The 17,251-nt window shown below is 70.9% G+C and carries 11 protein-coding genes and 1 pseudogene; 9 read left to right on the plus strand and 3 right to left on the minus strand.

Annotated features, from left to right (window positions below; all coding sequences use genetic code 11):
* Positions 1-96: 96 nt before the first annotated feature.
* Entirely contained in the window at positions 97-1,452 is a 1,356-nt protein-coding gene (locus ACFPIH_RS27655; protein ID WP_381173359.1) for a replication initiator, read from the plus strand.
* 224 nt (positions 1,453-1,676) lie between these two features.
* On the opposite strand, the gene ACFPIH_RS27660 is transcribed toward ACFPIH_RS27655, so the two are convergent.
* Together ACFPIH_RS27660 and ACFPIH_RS27665 are read right to left on the minus strand one after the other, a co-directional pair.
* Positions 1,677-3,296, minus strand: a complete 1,620-nt coding sequence (locus ACFPIH_RS27660; protein ID WP_381173028.1) for a recombinase family protein — start codon at positions 3,294-3,296, stop codon at positions 1,677-1,679.
* Between the two features lie 205 nt (positions 3,297-3,501).
* Positions 3,502-3,719, minus strand: a pseudogene (locus ACFPIH_RS27665) (IS701 family transposase); the annotation flags it as partial.
* Positions 3,720-3,831: 112 nt separating this feature from the next.
* On the opposite strand from ACFPIH_RS27665, the gene ACFPIH_RS27670 reads away from it, so the two are divergent.
* Both ACFPIH_RS27670 and ACFPIH_RS27675 read left to right on the plus strand, forming a co-directional pair.
* Positions 3,832-4,380 carry a hypothetical protein gene (locus tag ACFPIH_RS27670; protein ID WP_381173026.1) on the plus strand — a complete coding sequence of 183 codons (549 nt, stop codon included), beginning with the start codon at positions 3,832-3,834 and terminating at the stop codon, positions 4,378-4,380.
* Between the two features lie 357 nt (positions 4,381-4,737).
* Positions 4,738-5,166: a hypothetical protein gene (locus ACFPIH_RS27675; RefSeq protein ID WP_381173024.1), complete on the plus strand. Its 429-nt coding sequence runs from the start codon at positions 4,738-4,740 to the stop codon at positions 5,164-5,166.
* A gap of 69 nt (positions 5,167-5,235) precedes the next feature.
* Here the strand turns inward: ACFPIH_RS27675 and ACFPIH_RS27680 are convergent, their stop codons facing one another.
* Complete coding sequence (locus ACFPIH_RS27680) at positions 5,236-5,439, minus strand: hypothetical protein (RefSeq protein ID WP_381173021.1); 204 nt, start codon at positions 5,437-5,439, stop codon at positions 5,236-5,238.
* A gap of 204 nt (positions 5,440-5,643) precedes the next feature.
* Here ACFPIH_RS27680 and ACFPIH_RS27685 point away from each other — a divergent pair, with 204 nt between their 5' ends.
* From ACFPIH_RS27685 to ACFPIH_RS27710, 6 genes are all read left to right on the plus strand, one after another.
* Positions 5,644-6,663 carry a hypothetical protein gene (locus ACFPIH_RS27685; protein WP_381173018.1) on the plus strand — a complete coding sequence of 340 codons (1,020 nt, stop codon included), beginning with the start codon at positions 5,644-5,646 and terminating at the stop codon, positions 6,661-6,663.
* A gap of 47 nt (positions 6,664-6,710) precedes the next feature.
* Positions 6,711-7,505, plus strand: a complete 795-nt coding sequence (locus ACFPIH_RS27690) for a TIGR03936 family radical SAM-associated protein (protein WP_381173015.1) — start codon at positions 6,711-6,713, stop codon at positions 7,503-7,505.
* A 275-nt stretch (positions 7,506-7,780) separates the two neighbouring features.
* Entirely contained in the window at positions 7,781-11,884 is a 4,104-nt protein-coding gene (locus ACFPIH_RS27695) for an Rne/Rng family ribonuclease (RefSeq protein WP_381173012.1), read from the plus strand.
* 504 nt (positions 11,885-12,388) lie between these two features.
* Positions 12,389-13,504 (plus strand): DegT/DnrJ/EryC1/StrS family aminotransferase, encoded by a 1,116-nt coding sequence (locus tag ACFPIH_RS27700; RefSeq protein WP_381173357.1) that lies wholly within the window; start codon positions 12,389-12,391, stop codon positions 13,502-13,504.
* A 44-nt stretch (positions 13,505-13,548) separates the two neighbouring features.
* On the plus strand, positions 13,549-14,520 hold the full coding sequence (locus ACFPIH_RS27705; RefSeq protein ID WP_381173355.1) for a Gfo/Idh/MocA family protein: 972 nt from the start codon (positions 13,549-13,551) through the stop codon (positions 14,518-14,520).
* 112 nt (positions 14,521-14,632) lie between these two features.
* The gene (locus ACFPIH_RS27710) at positions 14,633-17,233 is read left to right on the plus strand and encodes a glycosyltransferase family 4 protein (protein WP_381173009.1); all 2,601 of its coding nucleotides are present in this window, start codon (positions 14,633-14,635) and stop codon (positions 17,231-17,233) included.
* Positions 17,234-17,251 lie beyond the last annotated feature (18 nt).

Genomic DNA, 17,251 nt, shown 5'->3' on the forward strand with positions numbered 1-17,251 from the left:
CCCTGCCGCTTCGGCGGCTCACCCCGGAAGGTCACCACCATCACCCCGCAGTACACCCCGGCTGACAGGCGCGCCGCCCTCGACCGCGCGGCGCGCCTGCGTCACCTCCCCGAAACCGACCGCGACGCCATCCGCCTCGCCCAAGACCCACAGTTCGCCCGCTGGCTGGAGCAGATCACCGCCACCGGCGGATGCTCCCACCCCGTCCACCTCTCCGGCTCCACCACCACCCTGGACGGCACGACCGGCGAGATCCTCCACCACTACGACACCCGCAACGAACCCGGCGAACGGCTCCTCGTCCGCTGCCGCAACCGCCGCGCAACCATCTGCCCGGCCTGCTCCCGCCTCCACGCCGGAGACACCTACCACCTGGTCCGCGCGGGCCTCCTCGGCGGCAGGAACGTCCCGGCCACCGTTCGCAACCGGCCTCGGCTCTTCGTCACCCTGACCGCCCCGTCCTTCGGACCGGTCCACCGTGCCGGGGAACGATGCCGCCCCCGCCGCGACGGCGGAACTTGCGAACACGGGCGTCCCCTCGGCTGCGCCACGGCCCATGCCCCGGATGCCCTGGTCGTCGGTCAACCGCTGTGCCCCGACTGCTACGACTACACAGCTCACGTCCTCTGGCACGCCCATGCCTCCAAGTTGTGGGACCGGTTCGTCATCGACGTCCGGCGGCGCCTCGCCTCCTCCGCCGGCCTCGTACAGTCCCGCTTCGCCCAGCACGCCCGGCTCTCCTTCGCCCGCGTCGCCGAGTACCAGAAACGGGCTGCCGTCCACGTCCATGCGGTCGTCCGCCTCGACGGACCGAACGGATCCGACGACGAACCCCCGGCCTGGGCCACCACCAACCTCCTCTCCCACGCGGTCCGCGACTCGGCCCGGCGGGTCCACGTCCGTACACCCCACAGCCCTGCCGTAGGTGAGCTGGTCCTGCGTTGGGGCGACCAGATCGACGCCCGGACGCTGCACACCGACGGCGACGGCCCGGACGACGACGCCGTAGCCGCGTACGTCGCCAAGTACGTCACCAAAGGCGCAAGCGAGACCGGCGCCGGCCTCGACCACTTGCTCACCACCTGGGCCGACATCGCCGTGGCACCCGTCAGCACACACGTCCGCACCCTCATGCGCGTGTGCTGGCGCCTCGGCGGCCTCCCCGAGTACGAGCCGCTCCGCCTTCGGGCCTGGACGCACACCCTCGGCTACCGGGGCCACATCCTCACGAAATCCCGCGCCTACTCCACCACCTACGCAGCACTCCGTGCCGAACGCGCCCACCACATGGGCCACGACGACACCCCCGACGCGATCACGGAACGCTACTGGCGCTACGTCGGCTCTGGGCACACCCCCGGCGCGGCGCTCATCGCGGCCGGAGTCGCTGATGACCTTGCGGAGTCTCGGCGGCTTGGTGCGGAGGCGCAGCGAGAGGAGGGATCGGGCTGACGACCGCTCTTCCCAACCGCGCTTCGCAGCACGTCAGTCCTTTGCCCTCGCCGGGGGACGGCGCGAGCAGTACCGCCACCATGATCGAAAGCGAGATCGTGATCGTGGACGACGATGGGACGGAAGAACCGTTTGATCCCGCGTCGTGGTTCTCGTGACACAAGTGGCCGCCTCCCCTGTACCTGCCGGGAAGGCGGCCGTTCGTGTTCGCGGACTGTCGCCCCTCAGAAGGCTTCCGCGAAGTCGTCTTCCTTGAGTATCAGGCGGTCTCGCACGTCCTTGGGGATCATGAGCTTCATGTGGACGTGCGGGGCGCGCACACCCTTCACCTTGGTCCGCTTGATCGTGCACTTTACGCCCACCCTGAGCAGATCGGCGCCCATGGCCTCCATGCCGCCCTCCTCCCAGCGCTCCCGGAACGACTTGCCGTTGTGCACGGCAACCCAACGGTCCTGGGTCGACTCGGGGTCGATGGCCTCCAACTGCTTGATCAGGTCGTCCAAGGTCTTCTCGGCCTGCTCCTTCGTGAAGCGGGTCTTCGTAAAGCGTCCCTCGGGTGCGAGGCCCGTCATGTAGTAGCTGATGGACTCTTCGAGGCGCGTCTGCTCCTTACGGGCTTCGGCGCCTTGGCGGTACTCGCGCACCATGACGGGGTCGTCGCCGAGAACCTTCAGGACGTCTTCGACGAACTGGCTGTAGATGTGGTTCGGGTTCGGCGCGCCGTGTCCTCCGCTGCCGCATTGCCCGCAGCGCAGGTACTCGTACGCCCTGCCCTTGTGGTTGGTCTTCTGGACCGTCATGTTGGTGCCGCAGTCGTAGCAGAGAAGGACTCCGAGGAACCTCGTTGCTCCGCCGGGGGTGCGGGTGGGCTGGTTCTTTCCCCGCCGATCCAGGGCGGCCTGAAGGCTCTCGAACTCCTCTTCCGTGAAGATGGGGTCTGCCACCCGGATGGGCTTCGCGTCGTTCCCCAGGACGACCTTCGAGCGGCGAACGCCCCCGTTCTTGTCCTCCTGTACGCGATACCCCATGAGCGCGGGGTTCCTGAGCCGACGGAGCATCGTCGACGTCGTCAGGCCCGACCCGCAGATTCCGGAGCGGATGAGTACCCGGGCCATGCGACTCGCGGAAGCGGGCTTCGGCCTCAGCGCGGCGCGGCGACACCAGTGCAGCGCCCTGTACGCATCCTCATTGATCGCGAGTACGACCCTGCCGTCCTCGTTCTCCACCGTCTCGTAGCCGTACGTCGGCTTGCCGACGACCCAATCCGTCTGCGTCCTGGCGTAGTCCCACAGGCTCGTGACGCGTGTGCTCGTGTTGGCCGCCTCGATCTCGGCGATGCCGCCCACGATCGTGACCATGATCTTCCCGGCCGTCGTGGTCAGGTCGATCGCGTCGTTCTTCGAGACCAGGTTCTTCCCGTACTTCAGGCACCAATCGATCATGGTGCTGAGGTCTGTGAGGCGTCGTACGAAACGGTCCAGCTTCCAGAACAGGATTTCGTCGAACTCCGGTGCTCGGTTGTTGAGCCAGTCCCCGAGTTCCTTGCGCTTCCACGGTGGGACCTTCGTCGCCGACACGTTCAGGTCGCTGGCGACTCCGACCACCCGCCGGCCTCGCTCCAGGGCCATCTTGCGGAGGTCCAGTTCCTGACGGACGGGGGACGTCGTCTCGTCGGTGAGGACCGAGAGGCGGATGGAGAGCAGTGCCCTGGGGGCGTTGTCGGGTAGCAGTGCCTCGGCCTTCTTCAGGTCCCTCAGGACTGCGAGATCCGCCTTGGTCCACTCGGTCTCGACGTCGAACGGCTGTAAGTGGGCTGGGGTGCGCTTCCTGGTTCGAGTTGCCATGCGCGGTACGGTATTGGATTTGGGGCTGTTGGTGTATGCCCGGCCATGGACACGACAATTCAGGTCGGGCCGACGGGAAAGAAGCTTCTGCCGCTGACGGTGAAGCAGCCGACTCCGGCCGGGTGAAGCGGGGGTGAGCGAGGCGCTGCGGCGGAGCGCTGAGGCTGTGGCGGAGGTCATGGAGGATGAAGCGGCGCGTGAGGGATGCGTCTAGTACTTGCCGTTTGTAGTGGCTGAGCTGGGAGCGGGCTTGATGACGACGCCTCCGGTGGGACCAGCGACGCCAGTGGCCGGCCTCGTGGACGGGTCGGGTGACGAGAGCTATGAAGAGTCGCTGGATTCGTTGCGGGTCATCGGTATCAGGTCGTCGGGTCCGGGACGGAAACGATGCTCGTCGGCGCGGATGACGGCCAGGAAGGCATGTCCTCGCGGATGGACGGCAGGGCGGTGGTGACGATCAGGCCGATGCGGTCCATCAGGCCCTCGTAGCGTCTACGTTGGCCAGCGGGATGGAAGGCTCGTCGAAGGAGACGTCGTGCTGGGATTGCTGGGCTTCTACGACGAACTGGACGACCGCTCCGGACGGCCGAACGGATCGATACGCGATGCCGTCCAGCCCGTCGGCGAGCCGGACGAGGTGGATTTGGTGGCCTACCTGGACGCCGGCCACGTCCTCATCGACGTCGCGGAGGGCGGACGCGACGTCATCACCGGGAGCGCCCACCGGCACTCTCCGGGATGCTCTTCCCTGGTGACCGACGGTTCCTGGCTGTGGCGCCAGGACTTCCCGCACTACGTGGAAACGCACCATGTCTCGCTGCCCGACGCGTTCATCGAACACGTCCGCAGCCTGAACTATCAGATGCCCACCATCACCGTTGCGCGGTTCGCTCCGCACTACGACGAGACCATGCCCCTGGTTGGCTGGGCCTCGGCTGTCCCGTGGCGATCGACTGCGACCACGCTCGTACCCGAACCACGAGCAATGACCAGCAAGGCCCAGTTCGACGCCGCGACGCTGGCCCAGGGACGAAACCGGCCGTACGGCAGCTGGGGCAGGCCACGCAAACCGCGGAGAACATAGGCAACACCAGCCAAGAGCGATCTCTGATGGCGTCGGACGCCTCGCGTCAGCCAAGAGCGCGCTCATGCCGGCGGCGGATCCGCGCGATCCGAACGCGTCGGCCCCACAGCAGTGGCTCCCCACCTGGCCGGGCCAGTACTCCTCCTCGCCCCGGGACACCGCAGAACCACAACCTGTGGGGCCGACGGGGAAGAAGCTTCTGCCGTTGACGGTGAAGCAGCCGACTCCGGCCGGGTGAAGCGGGGCTTCTCCGCCGGGCCGGGCCGGGGGGAGGCCGAACGGGGTAGCCCCGGGTGCGGTATCCGCCCCTGGGTCGTTGTCGAGCCACCGGACTGGCGTGGCCTTCGCCGGGTCGCCATGGGCGGCGAGGTGGTGGGCAGCGCCTGGTCGCTGGGTGAGCTGCGGAGGATGCTCAGCCGCCTCGGTTGTCCGGAGGACATGGATCTGGAGGACACGGCACTCGTCTGCTGGCGCGGAGGAGACAGCGGCACCTGGCCCGACCGCGGGTGGCGAAGACGCGCGACCATCGTGCTGATGGCGGCCGGGCTACTGGCTTCCACGCTGCTCAACGTGGTGATCGGCTGGCCGGACGCCTCCGGGGCGCTGACGTTCGCGCAGCGGATGACCGGGGTTCTCTTCGTGCTGTCCGGTCTGGTGCAGGGCGTGGCCGCCGTGACGGTGTTCGACTACTGGGGGAGACGGCAGTTCGGGATCTCCGGGGCGGTCGTCCTGCTCGGGGTGATCATCGCGCTGGCCACGGACCCCTGGCTTTCCAGAAGTCCTTGACCCCTGCGTTGTCCCAACTCGACGGTGTCAGATCTTTCAGCACCCGGGGTGGCGGTACTTGACGGGTGATCAGTGGACGACGTGGTGTCGGTGGTTGAAGGGTCGATGGGTGTCGACGTGGCCGGCGGGGGAGGGGGCGGCGTGGGGTCTGCTCGTGCTGTGTGTCAGCGGCGCCGCCACCGCACTCGTCAGACCGGCCGGCAACGCGAGCGCCGTGGCCAGGAGAGATGCGTTGACCTTGTGGAAGGCGTACTGCCGAGTGGTTTTGGCCATGATGGTTCCAGGTGCGCTGTGCGGTGGACCCTGCATCATCCGTTTGCCGACCCGGCCCCCATGAATCCACTGTTCACCCGGTCGGCGCATCCCGCAATGCGAACGCCAGGCCACGGGCCGGGTGTTGTCCCCGGCCGGCCCCCGGGCGGGTGCGGAGCGGCGCGGAACGGGATCCGGACGGGCGACTGAGGCGTTTATACGGTCATGGACCTTGAGAAGCCGCCGGCTCGGCATCAGTCGCACGCAACGTCGGAAGGGTGCCTGGTCGTCGCGATCCGGTTGCCCGTGCGGATCGTGGCGCTGGTGGTGGTCGTGCCGGTGCGGATGGTGTGGGACGCGGTGGTGGTCTCCGGCCGGTTTCTGAACGACGTGGTCCTGCGGTCCGTGGGGCGGGGACTGCTGTGGCTGGCGAAGGTTCTGGTCGGGTGGCCGCTGGTGGGGCTGTGGCGGTACGTCGTCGTGCCCGGCGCGCGGCTGCTCGGGTGGCTCGGGCGGGTGTTGCTGGTGGTGCCCGTGGTGTGGCTGTACCGGTATGTGCTCACTCCGGCGGGGCATGGCCTGGCGTGGCTGTACGCGCGCGTGCTGACGCCTGTCGGGCGCGCGGTGGGGTGGTTGGTGTGGTGGTCGGTCGTGGTGCCCGTCGGGTGGCTGTACGAGTGGGTGCTCGCGCCGGTGGGGAGGGCCTTCGCCTGGTGTGTGCGGGGGGCTCTGAGCGGGGCGGGCGTGGTCGCGTACTGGGTGGCGCGGGTGCTGCTCGTGCTGCCCGCGCTGGCCGTGTGGCGCTGGGTGCTGGTGCCGGTCGGGCGGGTGCTCGGCGTCGTCGTGCGGGAGGTGGGGGAGGCGCTCGGGCACGCCTGGCGGATCGCCGGACGGATCTCGCTCGTGGTCGGACGGTTCCTGGCCGGCCTCTTCCGGTGGGTGTTCGTGGAGCCGGTGCGCTGGGTGTACCGGACGGTGCTCACACCGGTCGGGCACGTGGTGCGGGACGTGCTGCTGCGGCCCGTCGCCGAGGCCGCGCGGGCCGTGGCGCGGGTGAGCCGGCAGGCGCTCGCCGCGGCTCGTGAGACCGTCCGGCAGGCACGTGCCGATGTGCGGCGGACGCTCGCCGGAGTGCTCGGCGTGCCACGGGAGAGGGACGGCGCGGCGGGACGGGAACCGATGCCGCTCGACACACGTACTCTTGAGAGAAGTACCACCGCTCTCACGAAAATCACGAAGGACTGACGACACTGGGCAAGCGACAGCCCGAAGGCCCGCCGCCCGCACCCGCGGTGCAGCGCATCCGACTGCGCTACACCAAGCGCGGCCGCCTCCGGTTCACCAGCCACCGTGACTTCCAGCGTGCCTTCGAGCGCGCGTTGCGCCGTGCCGAGGTGCCGATGGCGTACTCGGCGGGGTTCACGCCGCACCCGAAGGTGTCGTACGCCAATGCCGCACCCACCGGCACGGGCAGCGAGGCGGAGTACCTGGAGATCGCGCTCACGGCGGAGTGTGACCCGGAGAAGCTGAGGCTTCTGCTCGACGAGTCGCTGCCCACCGGGCTCGACATCGTCGACGCGGTCGAGGCCCGTACCTCGGGTCTGGCCGACCGGCTCACGGCCTCCGAGTGGGAGCTGCGGCTCGACGGAGTGGATCCGGCCGAAGCGGAACGCGCCGTCCGGGCCTTCCGGGCCGCCGAGTCCGTCGAGGTCCAGCGCATGACCAAGAACGGCCTGCGCACCTTCGACGCCCGCCCGGCGGTCGCGGAACTGGAAGCACGGCAACCCGAAACACAGCGACCTGAAACACAGAGTGAAACGGCTGATAGGCCGACCGGCCAGCCCTGTGCGATACTGCGGCTGGTTGTTCGGCACGTGACGCCTGCCGTACGACCCGACGACGTCCTGTCCGGTCTCCGCGCCGTGGCCGACCTGGCGCCGCCGGTCCCCGCAGCGGTGACCAGGCTGGCGCAGGGGCTGTTCGATGAAGAGACCGGCGCGGTGACCGACCCGCTCGCGCCCGACCGCGAGGCAGCCGGGGCCCTGACAACGGCCGATCCGACTGCCGCCGCGAAGGCGCCGGCGTAAGGAAGGTTCCGCACAGGGACGGACGTCGTAGCGTCGCCCTCGTACTCGGGAGCCACCTGGGTCGGGCAGCGCACCGACCACAAGACTTTCGCCAGGCCGTACGCAACATGTGTACGGAACCGGCGAGACAGGACACAGAGAGCTCCCGTGCGGCGGCCGCGCCCCGGAGGCGGCACCGCGCAACGCGCGAGCCGCGGACGTCAACGGTGACCGATCCCACATGATCGGCGCCGGACCAGCGTGCCGCCCGGGAGCCTGACGGGAGATCAACCCGCATGCTCGAACCGACCGAACCCACCCAGGGTTCCGAAGAACACAACAGTCCCAGCGACACCCTGCCGCCGCGTCGTCGGCGCCGTGCCGCTTCCCGCCCGGCGGGCCCGCCGACCGGCGCGGCCGAGAACTCGGCGGAGATCACCGCGCCGGCCATACCGGCTGTGGAGAGTGCCGAGGCGTTGGCGGCGGAGGTCGTCGAGGACGACGACACCAAGCCTGTCGACGATGCCGTGGAACAGCTCATCGCCGAAGAGGCCGAGGCCGAGCCGACCGCTGCTCCGCGTACGCGGCGTCGGGCGACTCGCCGGGCGTCGGCGCCTGCCGGTGCGCCTGAGGCGGCGGAGGCCGCCGAGACCGTGGTGCCTGCGGCAGAGACCGCCGAGACCGCCGCGGCCGTCGTAGCGGAGAGCGCGCCGGTCGTCGCCGAGGATGAGGCCGAGGCCGCTCCGCGTGCCCGGCGTAGGGCGACTCGTCGGGCGTCGGCGCCTGCCGGTGCGCCCGTGGCGGCGGAGGCCGCCCCTGCCGAAGAGGCTCCCGCGGTCGCCGAGGAGGCGCCCGCCGAGCCCGCGCCCGAGCCCGCGCCCCGTACGCGTCGCCGTGCCACGCGCAAGGTCGCCGCCGCGCCGGAGGCCGTCGAGCCTGCTGTCGAGACTCCGGTGGCCGTCGAGGCCGAGGAGCCCGCCGCCGTCACCGTTTCCACTGAGCCTGAGCCTGAGCTCGAGCCCGAGGCCGCTCCGCGTGGCCGTCGTCGGGCCAGCCGTCGGGTGTCCGCGCCCGCCGGTGTGCCGGCCGGTGCCGAGGTCGAGGCCCTTCCCGCCGCGGCCGTCTCCGTCGAGGAGGCCCCCGAGGCCCCCGTCGGCCGGGTTCCCGCCGCCTCCGGCCCCGTCGACGAGGAGTCCGGTGGCCGACGGCCGCGTCGGCGCGTCGTACGGCGGGCCGCCGGTGGGTTCTCCGCGCCGGAGCCGGTGAAGGGCGACGAGGACGACGCCCCGAAGCGTCCCGCGCGTCCCGCGGTGGCCGTGTTCCAGGCGCCCGTGTTCGCCGAGCCGCAGTTCCAGACGCCGCAGCGCGCCGCCGCGGAGGCCGCCGCCGCCGAGGCCGACGAGCCGGCCGAGGCCGAGGAGACCGAGGTCGAGACCGAGGTCGCGCAGGCCGTGGAGGTCCCGGTGGAGGAGCCGGGCGGCTCGCGCCGTCGCCGTCGCCGCAGGGGCGCCCCTTCCGGCGAGGAGAGCGCGCCCGTCGCGCCCGTCGTGGAGGACGAGCCGGAGCCGGAGGAGGAGACCGCCGAGGACGCCGTCGACACCGACGACGGTGACGACGAGGCCGAGGAGACCGGTTCGCGCCGGCGCCGTCGGCGTGGTGGCCGGCGCCGCCGCCGGGGCGAGGCCCCCGATGGCGAGGGCGACGAGTTCGCCACCGAGCAGACCGAGCAGGATGCCGAGAACACCGCCGAGCAGTACGAAGACGACGCCGCGGACGAAGAGGACGGCGAGGACTCGGCCTCCGGCTCCACCGCGGGCAGCCGCCGCCGTCGGCGCCGTCGGCGTCGCGCCGGTGACACCTCCGTCGACACCGAGCCCGACGAGGGCGACCCGGAGCGCACGGTCGTCAAGGTCCGTGAGCCCCGCAAGCCCTCCGAGCCGTCCGACGAGGTGCAGTCCATCAAGGGCTCGACCCGTCTGGAGGCGAAGAAGCAGCGGCGTCGGGAAGGCCGTGAGCAGGGGCGCCGGCGCGTCCCGATCATCACCGAGGCCGAGTTCCTCGCCCGCCGCGAGGCCGTCGAGCGTGTGATGGTCGTGCGGCAGAGCGGCGAGCGCACACAGATCGGCGTCCTGGAGGACGGCGTGCTCGTCGAGCACTACGTCAACAAGGAGCAGTCGACCTCGTACGTCGGCAACGTGTACCTGGGCAAGGTCCAGAACGTGCTGCCCTCGATGGAGGCCGCCTTCATCGACATCGGCAAGGGCCGCAACGCCGTGCTCTACGCCGGTGAGGTGAACTTCGAGGCGCTCGGCATGGCCAACGGGCCGCGGCGCATCGAGAGCGCGCTGAAGTCCGGCCAGTCGGTGCTCGTCCAGGTGACGAAGGACCCGATCGGGCACAAGGGCGCGCGTCTGACCAGCCAGGTGTCGCTCCCGGGCCGCTACCTCGTGTACGTCCCCGAGGGCTCGATGACCGGCATCAGCCGCAAGCTGCCCGACACCGAGCGGGCCCGGCTGAAGACGATCCTGAAGAAGATCGTCCCCGAGGACGCGGGCGTCATCGTGCGCACCGCCGCCGAGGGCGCCAGCGAGGACGAGCTGCGCCGTGACGTCGAGCGGCTCCAGGCGCAGTGGGCCGACATCCAGAAGAAGGCCAAGGGCGGCAACGCCCCGACGCTGCTGTACGGCGAGCCGGACATGACCGTCCGGGTCGTCCGCGACATCTTCAACGAGGACTTCACCAAGGTCGTCGTCAGCGGTGACGAGGCCTGGTCGACCATCCACGGGTACGTCGCGCACGTCGCCCCGGACCTGGCCGACCGGCTGTCGAGGTGGACCTCCGAGGTCGACGTCTTCGCCACCTACCGGATCGACGAGCAGCTCGCCAAGGCGCTGGACCGCAAGGTCTGGCTGCCCAGCGGCGGCTCGCTGGTGATCGACCGGACCGAGGCGATGGTCGTCGTCGACGTCAACACCGGCAAGTTCACCGGTCAGGGCGGCAACCTGGAGGAGACGGTCACCAGGAACAACCTGGAGGCGGCCGAGGAGATCGTGCGCCAGCTGCGGCTGCGCGACCTCGGCGGCATCATCGTGATCGACTTCATCGACATGGTGCTGGAGTCCAACCGGGACCTGGTGCTGCGGCGCCTGCTGGAGTGCCTGGGCCGGGACCGTACGAAGCACCAGGTCGCGGAAGTGACCTCGCTGGGGCTGGTCCAGATGACCCGCAAGCGGGTGGGCCAGGGCCTGCTGGAGTCGTTCTCCGAGACCTGCGTCCACTGCAACGGGCGCGGTGTCATCGTCCACATGGAGCAGCCGACGTCCGCCGGAGGCGGCGGCAGCAAGCGCAAGAAGCGCGGGCGCGGCGGCGACGGGCAAGGCCACGACCATGACCATGACCACGAGGTCGAGGTCGCCGAGGTGGCCGAGTCCTTCGTGGGCGTCGAGGAGGAGTCCGAGGCCGAGGTCGCCGCCGAGGTGGCCGAGCCGGTCGCGCTCTCCGCCCCCGACTTCGCGCTCGACGAGGAGCTGTACAGCAGCGTCGCCGAGGCGGAGGCCGCGGCCACCCGTGGGCGCGGTCGTCGTAGGGCCGGGCGTCGCGCGTCCGCTCCGGCAGGTGCGCCGAGGGGCTCGCGGAGGTCGGGCTCGGGCAACGGCTCGGAGCCGGCCGCCGAAGCGCCGGTCGAGGCACCCGCCGAAGCATCGGAGGTGGAGGCGCCGGTCGAGACGGTCGTCGAGGCGGCTGTCGCGCATGCCGAGCCGGTCGCCGTGGAGGACCCGGTCGTCGAGGCCCCGGCCGCCGCGGACGAGACCCCGGCGCCGGACGCTGCCGTGGACGAGGCCGCGCCCAAGGGCCGGACCCGTCGTCGCGCCACCCGCAAGGCCACCGCGCCGGCCGGTTCGCCCGCCGGGGCGGAGGCCGCCGCGGTCACCGTCGTCGAGCCGGCGGCCGACGAGGCTCCCGTCACCCGGACGGAGCAGTCCGAGCCGGAGCCGGTGGCCGAGGCCGCCGAGAGCGCGGGTCCGGCCCGCCCGCGGCGCCGTGCCGTGCGCAAGGCCACCGCGCCGACCGCGTCCGAGGAGACGGCCGTCGTGGTCGTCCCTTCGGCCGAGGCGGCACCAGTCGTCGAGGCGCCCGCCGCCGATGAGGCCGAGGTGCCGGACACCGAGGCGGCGGAGGCCGCTCCGGCCAAGAAGGCGACCGCTCGTAAGACGGCCAAGAAGGCCACGGCGAAGAAGGCCGCCGCCACCAAGAAGACGGCGGCGACCAAGTCGACGGCCGCGAAGAAGACGGCCGCGAAGAAGACGACGGCCAAGAAGGCGGCGAAGTCCACCGCGTCGAAGAAGACGGCGGCCGCGCAGCAGAGCGTGCCGGCGGTCTCGGCTTCGACGGAGGACTGACCCACGGCCTGAGGCGCGGCCCGACTTGCGGCCTGACCCACCCTCAGGCCCCCTGCGGAGCAACGGCGCGGGCATCCGGAACCCCGGGTGCCCGCGCCGTCGTATGCGCCCGGAACCGCGTACTCGCACGTCCCCGCGTCGCGTTGCGTTCACCGCGGGGATACTCTGTGTCTTGCCTGTGATCGACCGCACCCGACCCCCGGGTTTCTCTGTGGTAACGCTGGGGAAAATCGTTGGCCTCCTGCTGGTAACGTGCAGGTGTGGTCGCGGCCGTCAGAGACATGCACGCCGTGACCACAGCCGATGAGCACCTCCGGTCCCCGGACCGGGCGCGGCTGACTTCCCGCAAGGAACCCTCGGGGGGCGGGTCCTGTGTACAAGCCGTCCATCCGCCCACAGGCGTCGGTGGACAACAGGGAAGCGGCCGTGCCGAGCGTCGGTATGCCCCTTCTCGACCGCATGACGTGGCGCGCCTACAAGGTCGCCGTAGAGGAGGGGATGTCGATGACCGACGCCCAGGAGTTCATACCGGCCGCGAGACCCGTCATCGACGAGGAGGAGATCGAGGCCGCGGTACGCGTTCTGCGCAGCGGCCGGGTCGTCCAGGGCCCCGAGGTGGCCGCCTTCGAGGAGGAGTTCGCGGAGCTGGTCGACGGGCGCCACTGTGTCGCCGTCAACTCCGGCACCTCCGCGCTGCACCTCTCCCTGCTCGCCCTCGGTATCGGGCCGGGCGACGAGGTCGTCGTACCGTCGTTCTCCTTCGCCGCCTCCGCCAACGCGGTACGGCTGGTCGGCGCGGACGTCGTGTTCGCGGACATCGACGCCGACACCTTCTGTCTGGACCCGGCCGCGGTCGAGGCGGCGATCTCGCCGCGCACCGCCGCGATCATGCCGGTCCACCTCTACGGTCACCCCGCCGCCATGGACCAGCTCATGACGATCGCCGGGAAGCACGGCCTCGCCGTCGTCGAGGACGCCTGCCAGGCCCACGCAGCCGCCCTGAACGGCACCCCGGTCGGCGCCTTCGGTGCCGCGGGAACGTTCAGCTTCTACCCGACGAAGAACATGCACAGCCTCGAGGGCGGCATGATCTCCACCGGTGACGCCGAGGTCGCCCGCACCCTGCGCCTGCTGCGCAACCAGGGCATGGAGCAGCGCTACGCCAACGAGATCGTCGGCGCCAACGTGCGGATGACGGACGTCTCCGCCGCGATCGGCCGTGTGCAGCGCGGCAAGCTCCCCCGCTGGACCGAGCAGCGCATCGCCAACGCCGCGTACCTCACCGAGCACATCACCGCGCCGAACGTGGTCACGCCGAAGGTCGCCGAGGGCGCCCGGCACATCTACCACCAGTACACGGTGCGGGTCCTGGGCGACCGCGACGCCGCCATGGCCCGGCTCACCGAGGCCGGCGTCGGCAACGCGGTGTACTACCCGACCCCGATCCACCGGCTGAAGCCGTACTGGGAGCCGGACCAGAAGGCGGGCCGCACCTGGGACCTGCCCGAGACGGAGCGCGCCGCGGCCGAGGTCGTGTCGCTGCCGGTCCACCCGGCGCTGTCGGCGCAGGATCTGGAGCGGATCGTGGCCGCCGTGAACACCCTGGGGGAGCAGCTGTGAGCACCGGGAAGCCGCTGCGGGCCGGACTTGTCGGCCTCGGTTCCATGGGGCGCCACCACGCCCGGGTCCTGTCCGGCCTGGAGGGCGTCGACCTGCTCGGCGTCGTCGACCCGATGGGTGACAAGTTCGGCGCCGCCCAGGGCAAGCCGGTCCTGGACACCGTCGAGGAGCTCATCGCCCTCGGCATCGACTACGCGGTCGTGGCCTGCCCGACCCACCTCCACGAGGAGGTCGGTCTGCAGCTCGCCGAGGCCGGTGTGTGCGCGCTCATCGAGAAGCCGGTCGCGGAGACCGTCGACGGCGCCCGCCGTCTGGTCGAGGCGTTCGAGTCGCGCGGTCTGATGGCCGGCGTCGGCCACATCGAGCGCTGCAACCCGGCGCTGCGCTCGCTGCGCGCCCGCCTGGAGGCCGGCGAACTCGGCGACGTCTACCAGGTCGTCACCCGCCGTCAGGGCCCCTTCCCGCACCGCATAGCGGACGTCGGTGTGGTCAAGGACCTCGCCACCCACGACATCGACCTCACCGGCTGGGTGACCGGACGTGAGTACGTGTCCATCGCCGCGCACACCGTCTCCAAGAGCGGCCGGGTCCACGAGGACATGGTCTCCGCGGTCGGCCGCCTCGACGACGGCACCATGGTCAACCACCTGGTGAACTGGCTGAGCCCGCTCAAGGAGCGTTTCACCTCGGTCACCGGTGAGCGCGGCTGCTTCATCGCCGACACCCTCACCGCCGACCTGACGTTCCACTCCAACGCCGCCGTGACCACCGAGTGGGAGGCGCTTCAGGCGTTCCGCGGGGTGTCCGAGGGCGACATGATCCGGTACGCCATCCCCAAGCGCGAGCCGCTCCTGGTCGAGCACGAACTGTTCCGGGACGCCGTCCTCGGCAAGGAAGCCGACATCTGCACGCTGCGGCAGGGCATGCGTACGGTGGTGGTGGCGGCCGCCGTGCTGGAATCGGCGGCCGAGGGCAGGACCCTGCGCTTCGACGACATCCCCAGCGCGACCGTCTGACACCCGCCCCCAGGGTCACCGTCCCCGCTCGTCCCCGCCCGTCCCCGGTTCCACGCCGACCCCTGGAACCGGGGACGCCGAACTCCTGTCTTCCACCCGGAGGAACTCGCACATGGAATCCCCTGCCCGCCGACCGCGCCTCGCCGTGATCGTCGCCAACGGCATCACCGGCGACTCTCGCGTCCAGAAGACCGCTGTAGCGGCGGCGCGGGACGGCTGGGACGTCACCCTGATCGGCAGGAGCGACACCAAGCGCGTCCAGCGTTCGAGGATGGGGCCGATCGAGGTCGTCCGCGTGCCGGTGGGCACGGACTACCTGCGCGGGGCGAACACCCGTGCGAGCCGCCCGCTGCGCGCCACCGCCACCCAGTTCCACCTCCAGGACCAGGCGGCCCTCAACCGCTACACCGCGGCCTACCGGGCCTGGGTCCGGCAGAAGTCCGCGGAGAGCAGCTGGGCGGGGACCCCGCGCCGGATGTCCCTCAAGGCGGCGCTGCGGGCCCGCCGGTCCGTGCACCGGCTGCGCGTCAAGGCCTTCAAGTGGGAGCAGCGGCAGCGGCCCAAGGACCCGGACCCGGTGGGGGACTGGCGCCGCGACTGGCCGCAGGTGGTCGATCTCGACCTCGCCTTCGGACCGGTGATCGAGGAGATCGAGCCGGACGTCATCCACGCCAACGACGTGACGATGATCGCCACGGCCGCGCTGAGCGCCGCCCGGCTGCGCGCCCGGGGCCGCAAGTGCGCCTGGCTGTACGACGCGCACGAGTACATCAAGGGCGTGGAGTGGCCCAACGCCCGCCAGGGGTACGCGCTGCCCGCGGTGGAGGCCGAGTTCATCGGTCGCGCCGACGCGGTCGTCACCGTGTCCCCGCAGATGGCGGAGCTGCTGAGGAACGACCACAAGCTGAAGAAGGCGCCCCTGGTGGTGGGCAACTCGCCGGTCCGCGAGGTGATCGGCGGCGGCAGGTCCACCTCTTCGGTGCGGGAGGCCTGCGGTCTCGGCCCCGAGGTGCCGCTGATGGTCTACTCGGGCTGGATCGGCCGGGAGCGCGGCGTGGACGCCGTCATCGACGGCCTGCCGGACCTGCCCGGCTTCCATCTCGCGCTGGTCCACGGCCGGATGACGCCCCTCCTCGAGGAACTCCTGGCCCAGGCCGAGACCCTCGGGGTGCGCGACCGGGTCCATCTCGTGCCGTACGTGGCGCAGCACGAGGTCGCCGACTACCTCTCCTCCGCCGACCTCGGCCTCACCCCCTTCAAGCGCGTCCCCAACTGCGAGGTGTCGCTGCCGACGAAGGTCGCCGAGTACCTCCAGGCCGGACTGCCACTGGTCACCAGCGACGTGAAGGTGATCAAGGCGTACGTCGAGGAGCACGGCCTGGGCGAGGTGTGGACCTGGGACGACCCGAGGACGTTCGCCGACGCCGCCGCCCGCGCCATGGAGAACCGCGGCAAGCTCGCCGAGGCCATCACCGAGGACGTCCTCACCGATCTGTCGTGGGAGGCGCAGAGCGGCAAGCTGCTGGCGCTGTACCGCGAGCTGTCGAAGAAGACGCCGCCCGGCCCGCGCCCCGAGGTGTCCTGGACTGTCCAGGAGACCCCCGACGCGGTACGGACCGTGGAGGCCGACGCCGATGCCACGGACGGCGAGGGCAGGCCCACCTGGACGAAGCTCGGCGAGACCCGTGTGCGGCTGGGCCTCGGCCCGGCCAACTACGCCGGCCAGGGCGCCGCGTACGCCCAGGCGATCACGCGGATCAACCCGGACGTGTCCGCCGAGGTCGTGATGAACCGGCGCCCGGAGTCCTTCGACTATCCGGCGGACGTCTACGTCGACGCCACCCGGCTGCGGGAGCTGCCCGTCCAGTTCCAGCAGGTGGAGCGGATCGTCGGACGGTATACGCATCTGCTGGTCGACGCTTTCATGCCCGTCTTCGGCAACCTCAACGGCTCGTCCGTCGCCGGTGACCTCGACGCCCTGAAGCAGGCCCGGATCAAGGTGGCGCTGCTCGCCCACGGCAGCGACATCCGCCACCCCCGCAACCACAAGGCCCGCCACCCGTTCTCGCTGTTCCACGACGCCCCCGACGGCATCGAGGAGAAGCTGCAGGCCAAGGCCGAGCTGAACAAGCGGATCGCGATGGAGGCCGGGCTGCCGCTGTACGTCACCACCCCGGACCTGCTGGAGGACCTGCCGTCCGCGAAGTGGGCGCCGCTGGTGGTGGACGTGGCCGCGTGGGCCACCGACCGTCCGGTCCTCGAGCGCAAGCGCCCGCTGGTGCTGCACGCGCCGTCGAAGCGGTGGACCAAGGGCACCGACCGGATCGTCCCGGTGATGACCGAGCTGCACGACAAGGGCCTCATCGAGTTCCGGCTGGCCGAGGGCATCCCGTGGTCCGAGATGCGGGAACTGGTGCAGAGCTGCGACCTGGTACTCGACCAGTTCACCACCGGCAGCTACGGTACGTTCGCCGTCGAGGCGATGGCGGCGGGCAAGCCCGTCGTCGCCTACATCAGCGACGGCGTGAAGGCGGCGACGGACGGCGCGCTGCCCATCGTCGGCGCAACCCCCGACATCCTGCGCGAGGTCGTGGAGTCCCTGGTCGACGACCGTGAGGGCACGGCCCGGATCGGTCGGCAGTCCGTCGAGTTTGCCCGCATTTATCACGACGGAACCTGGACCGCGCAGGTTCTGAGCGATTTCCTGAAGTGACCGGTTCAGAAAGGCTGT

Origin of the sequence: Streptomyces vulcanius, from assembly GCF_042653945.1 — a bacterium.
GTDB lineage: Bacteria > Actinomycetota > Actinomycetes > Streptomycetales > Streptomycetaceae > Streptomyces > Streptomyces mangrovi.

Excerpts from the sequence above, each read along its gene's own strand:
- ACFPIH_RS27700 (WP_381173357.1), top strand. The coding sequence starts at position 12,389 with ATGACCGACGCCCAGGAGTTCATACCGGCCGCGAGACCCGTCATCGAC.
- ACFPIH_RS27695 (WP_381173012.1), top strand. The coding sequence starts at position 7,781 with ATGCTCGAACCGACCGAACCCACCCAGGGTTCCGAAGAACACAACAGT.
- ACFPIH_RS27675 (WP_381173024.1), top strand. The coding sequence starts at position 4,738 with ATGGGCGGCGAGGTGGTGGGCAGCGCCTGGTCGCTGGGTGAGCTGCGG.
- ACFPIH_RS27660 (WP_381173028.1), bottom strand. The coding sequence starts at position 3,296 with ATGGCAACTCGAACCAGGAAGCGCACCCCAGCCCACTTACAGCCGTTC.
- ACFPIH_RS27680 (WP_381173021.1), bottom strand. The coding sequence starts at position 5,439 with ATGGCCAAAACCACTCGGCAGTACGCCTTCCACAAGGTCAACGCATCT.
- ACFPIH_RS27685 (WP_381173018.1), top strand. The coding sequence starts at position 5,644 with ATGGACCTTGAGAAGCCGCCGGCTCGGCATCAGTCGCACGCAACGTCG.
- ACFPIH_RS27705 (WP_381173355.1), top strand. The coding sequence starts at position 13,549 with ATGGGGCGCCACCACGCCCGGGTCCTGTCCGGCCTGGAGGGCGTCGAC.
- ACFPIH_RS27710 (WP_381173009.1), top strand. The coding sequence starts at position 14,633 with ATGGAATCCCCTGCCCGCCGACCGCGCCTCGCCGTGATCGTCGCCAAC.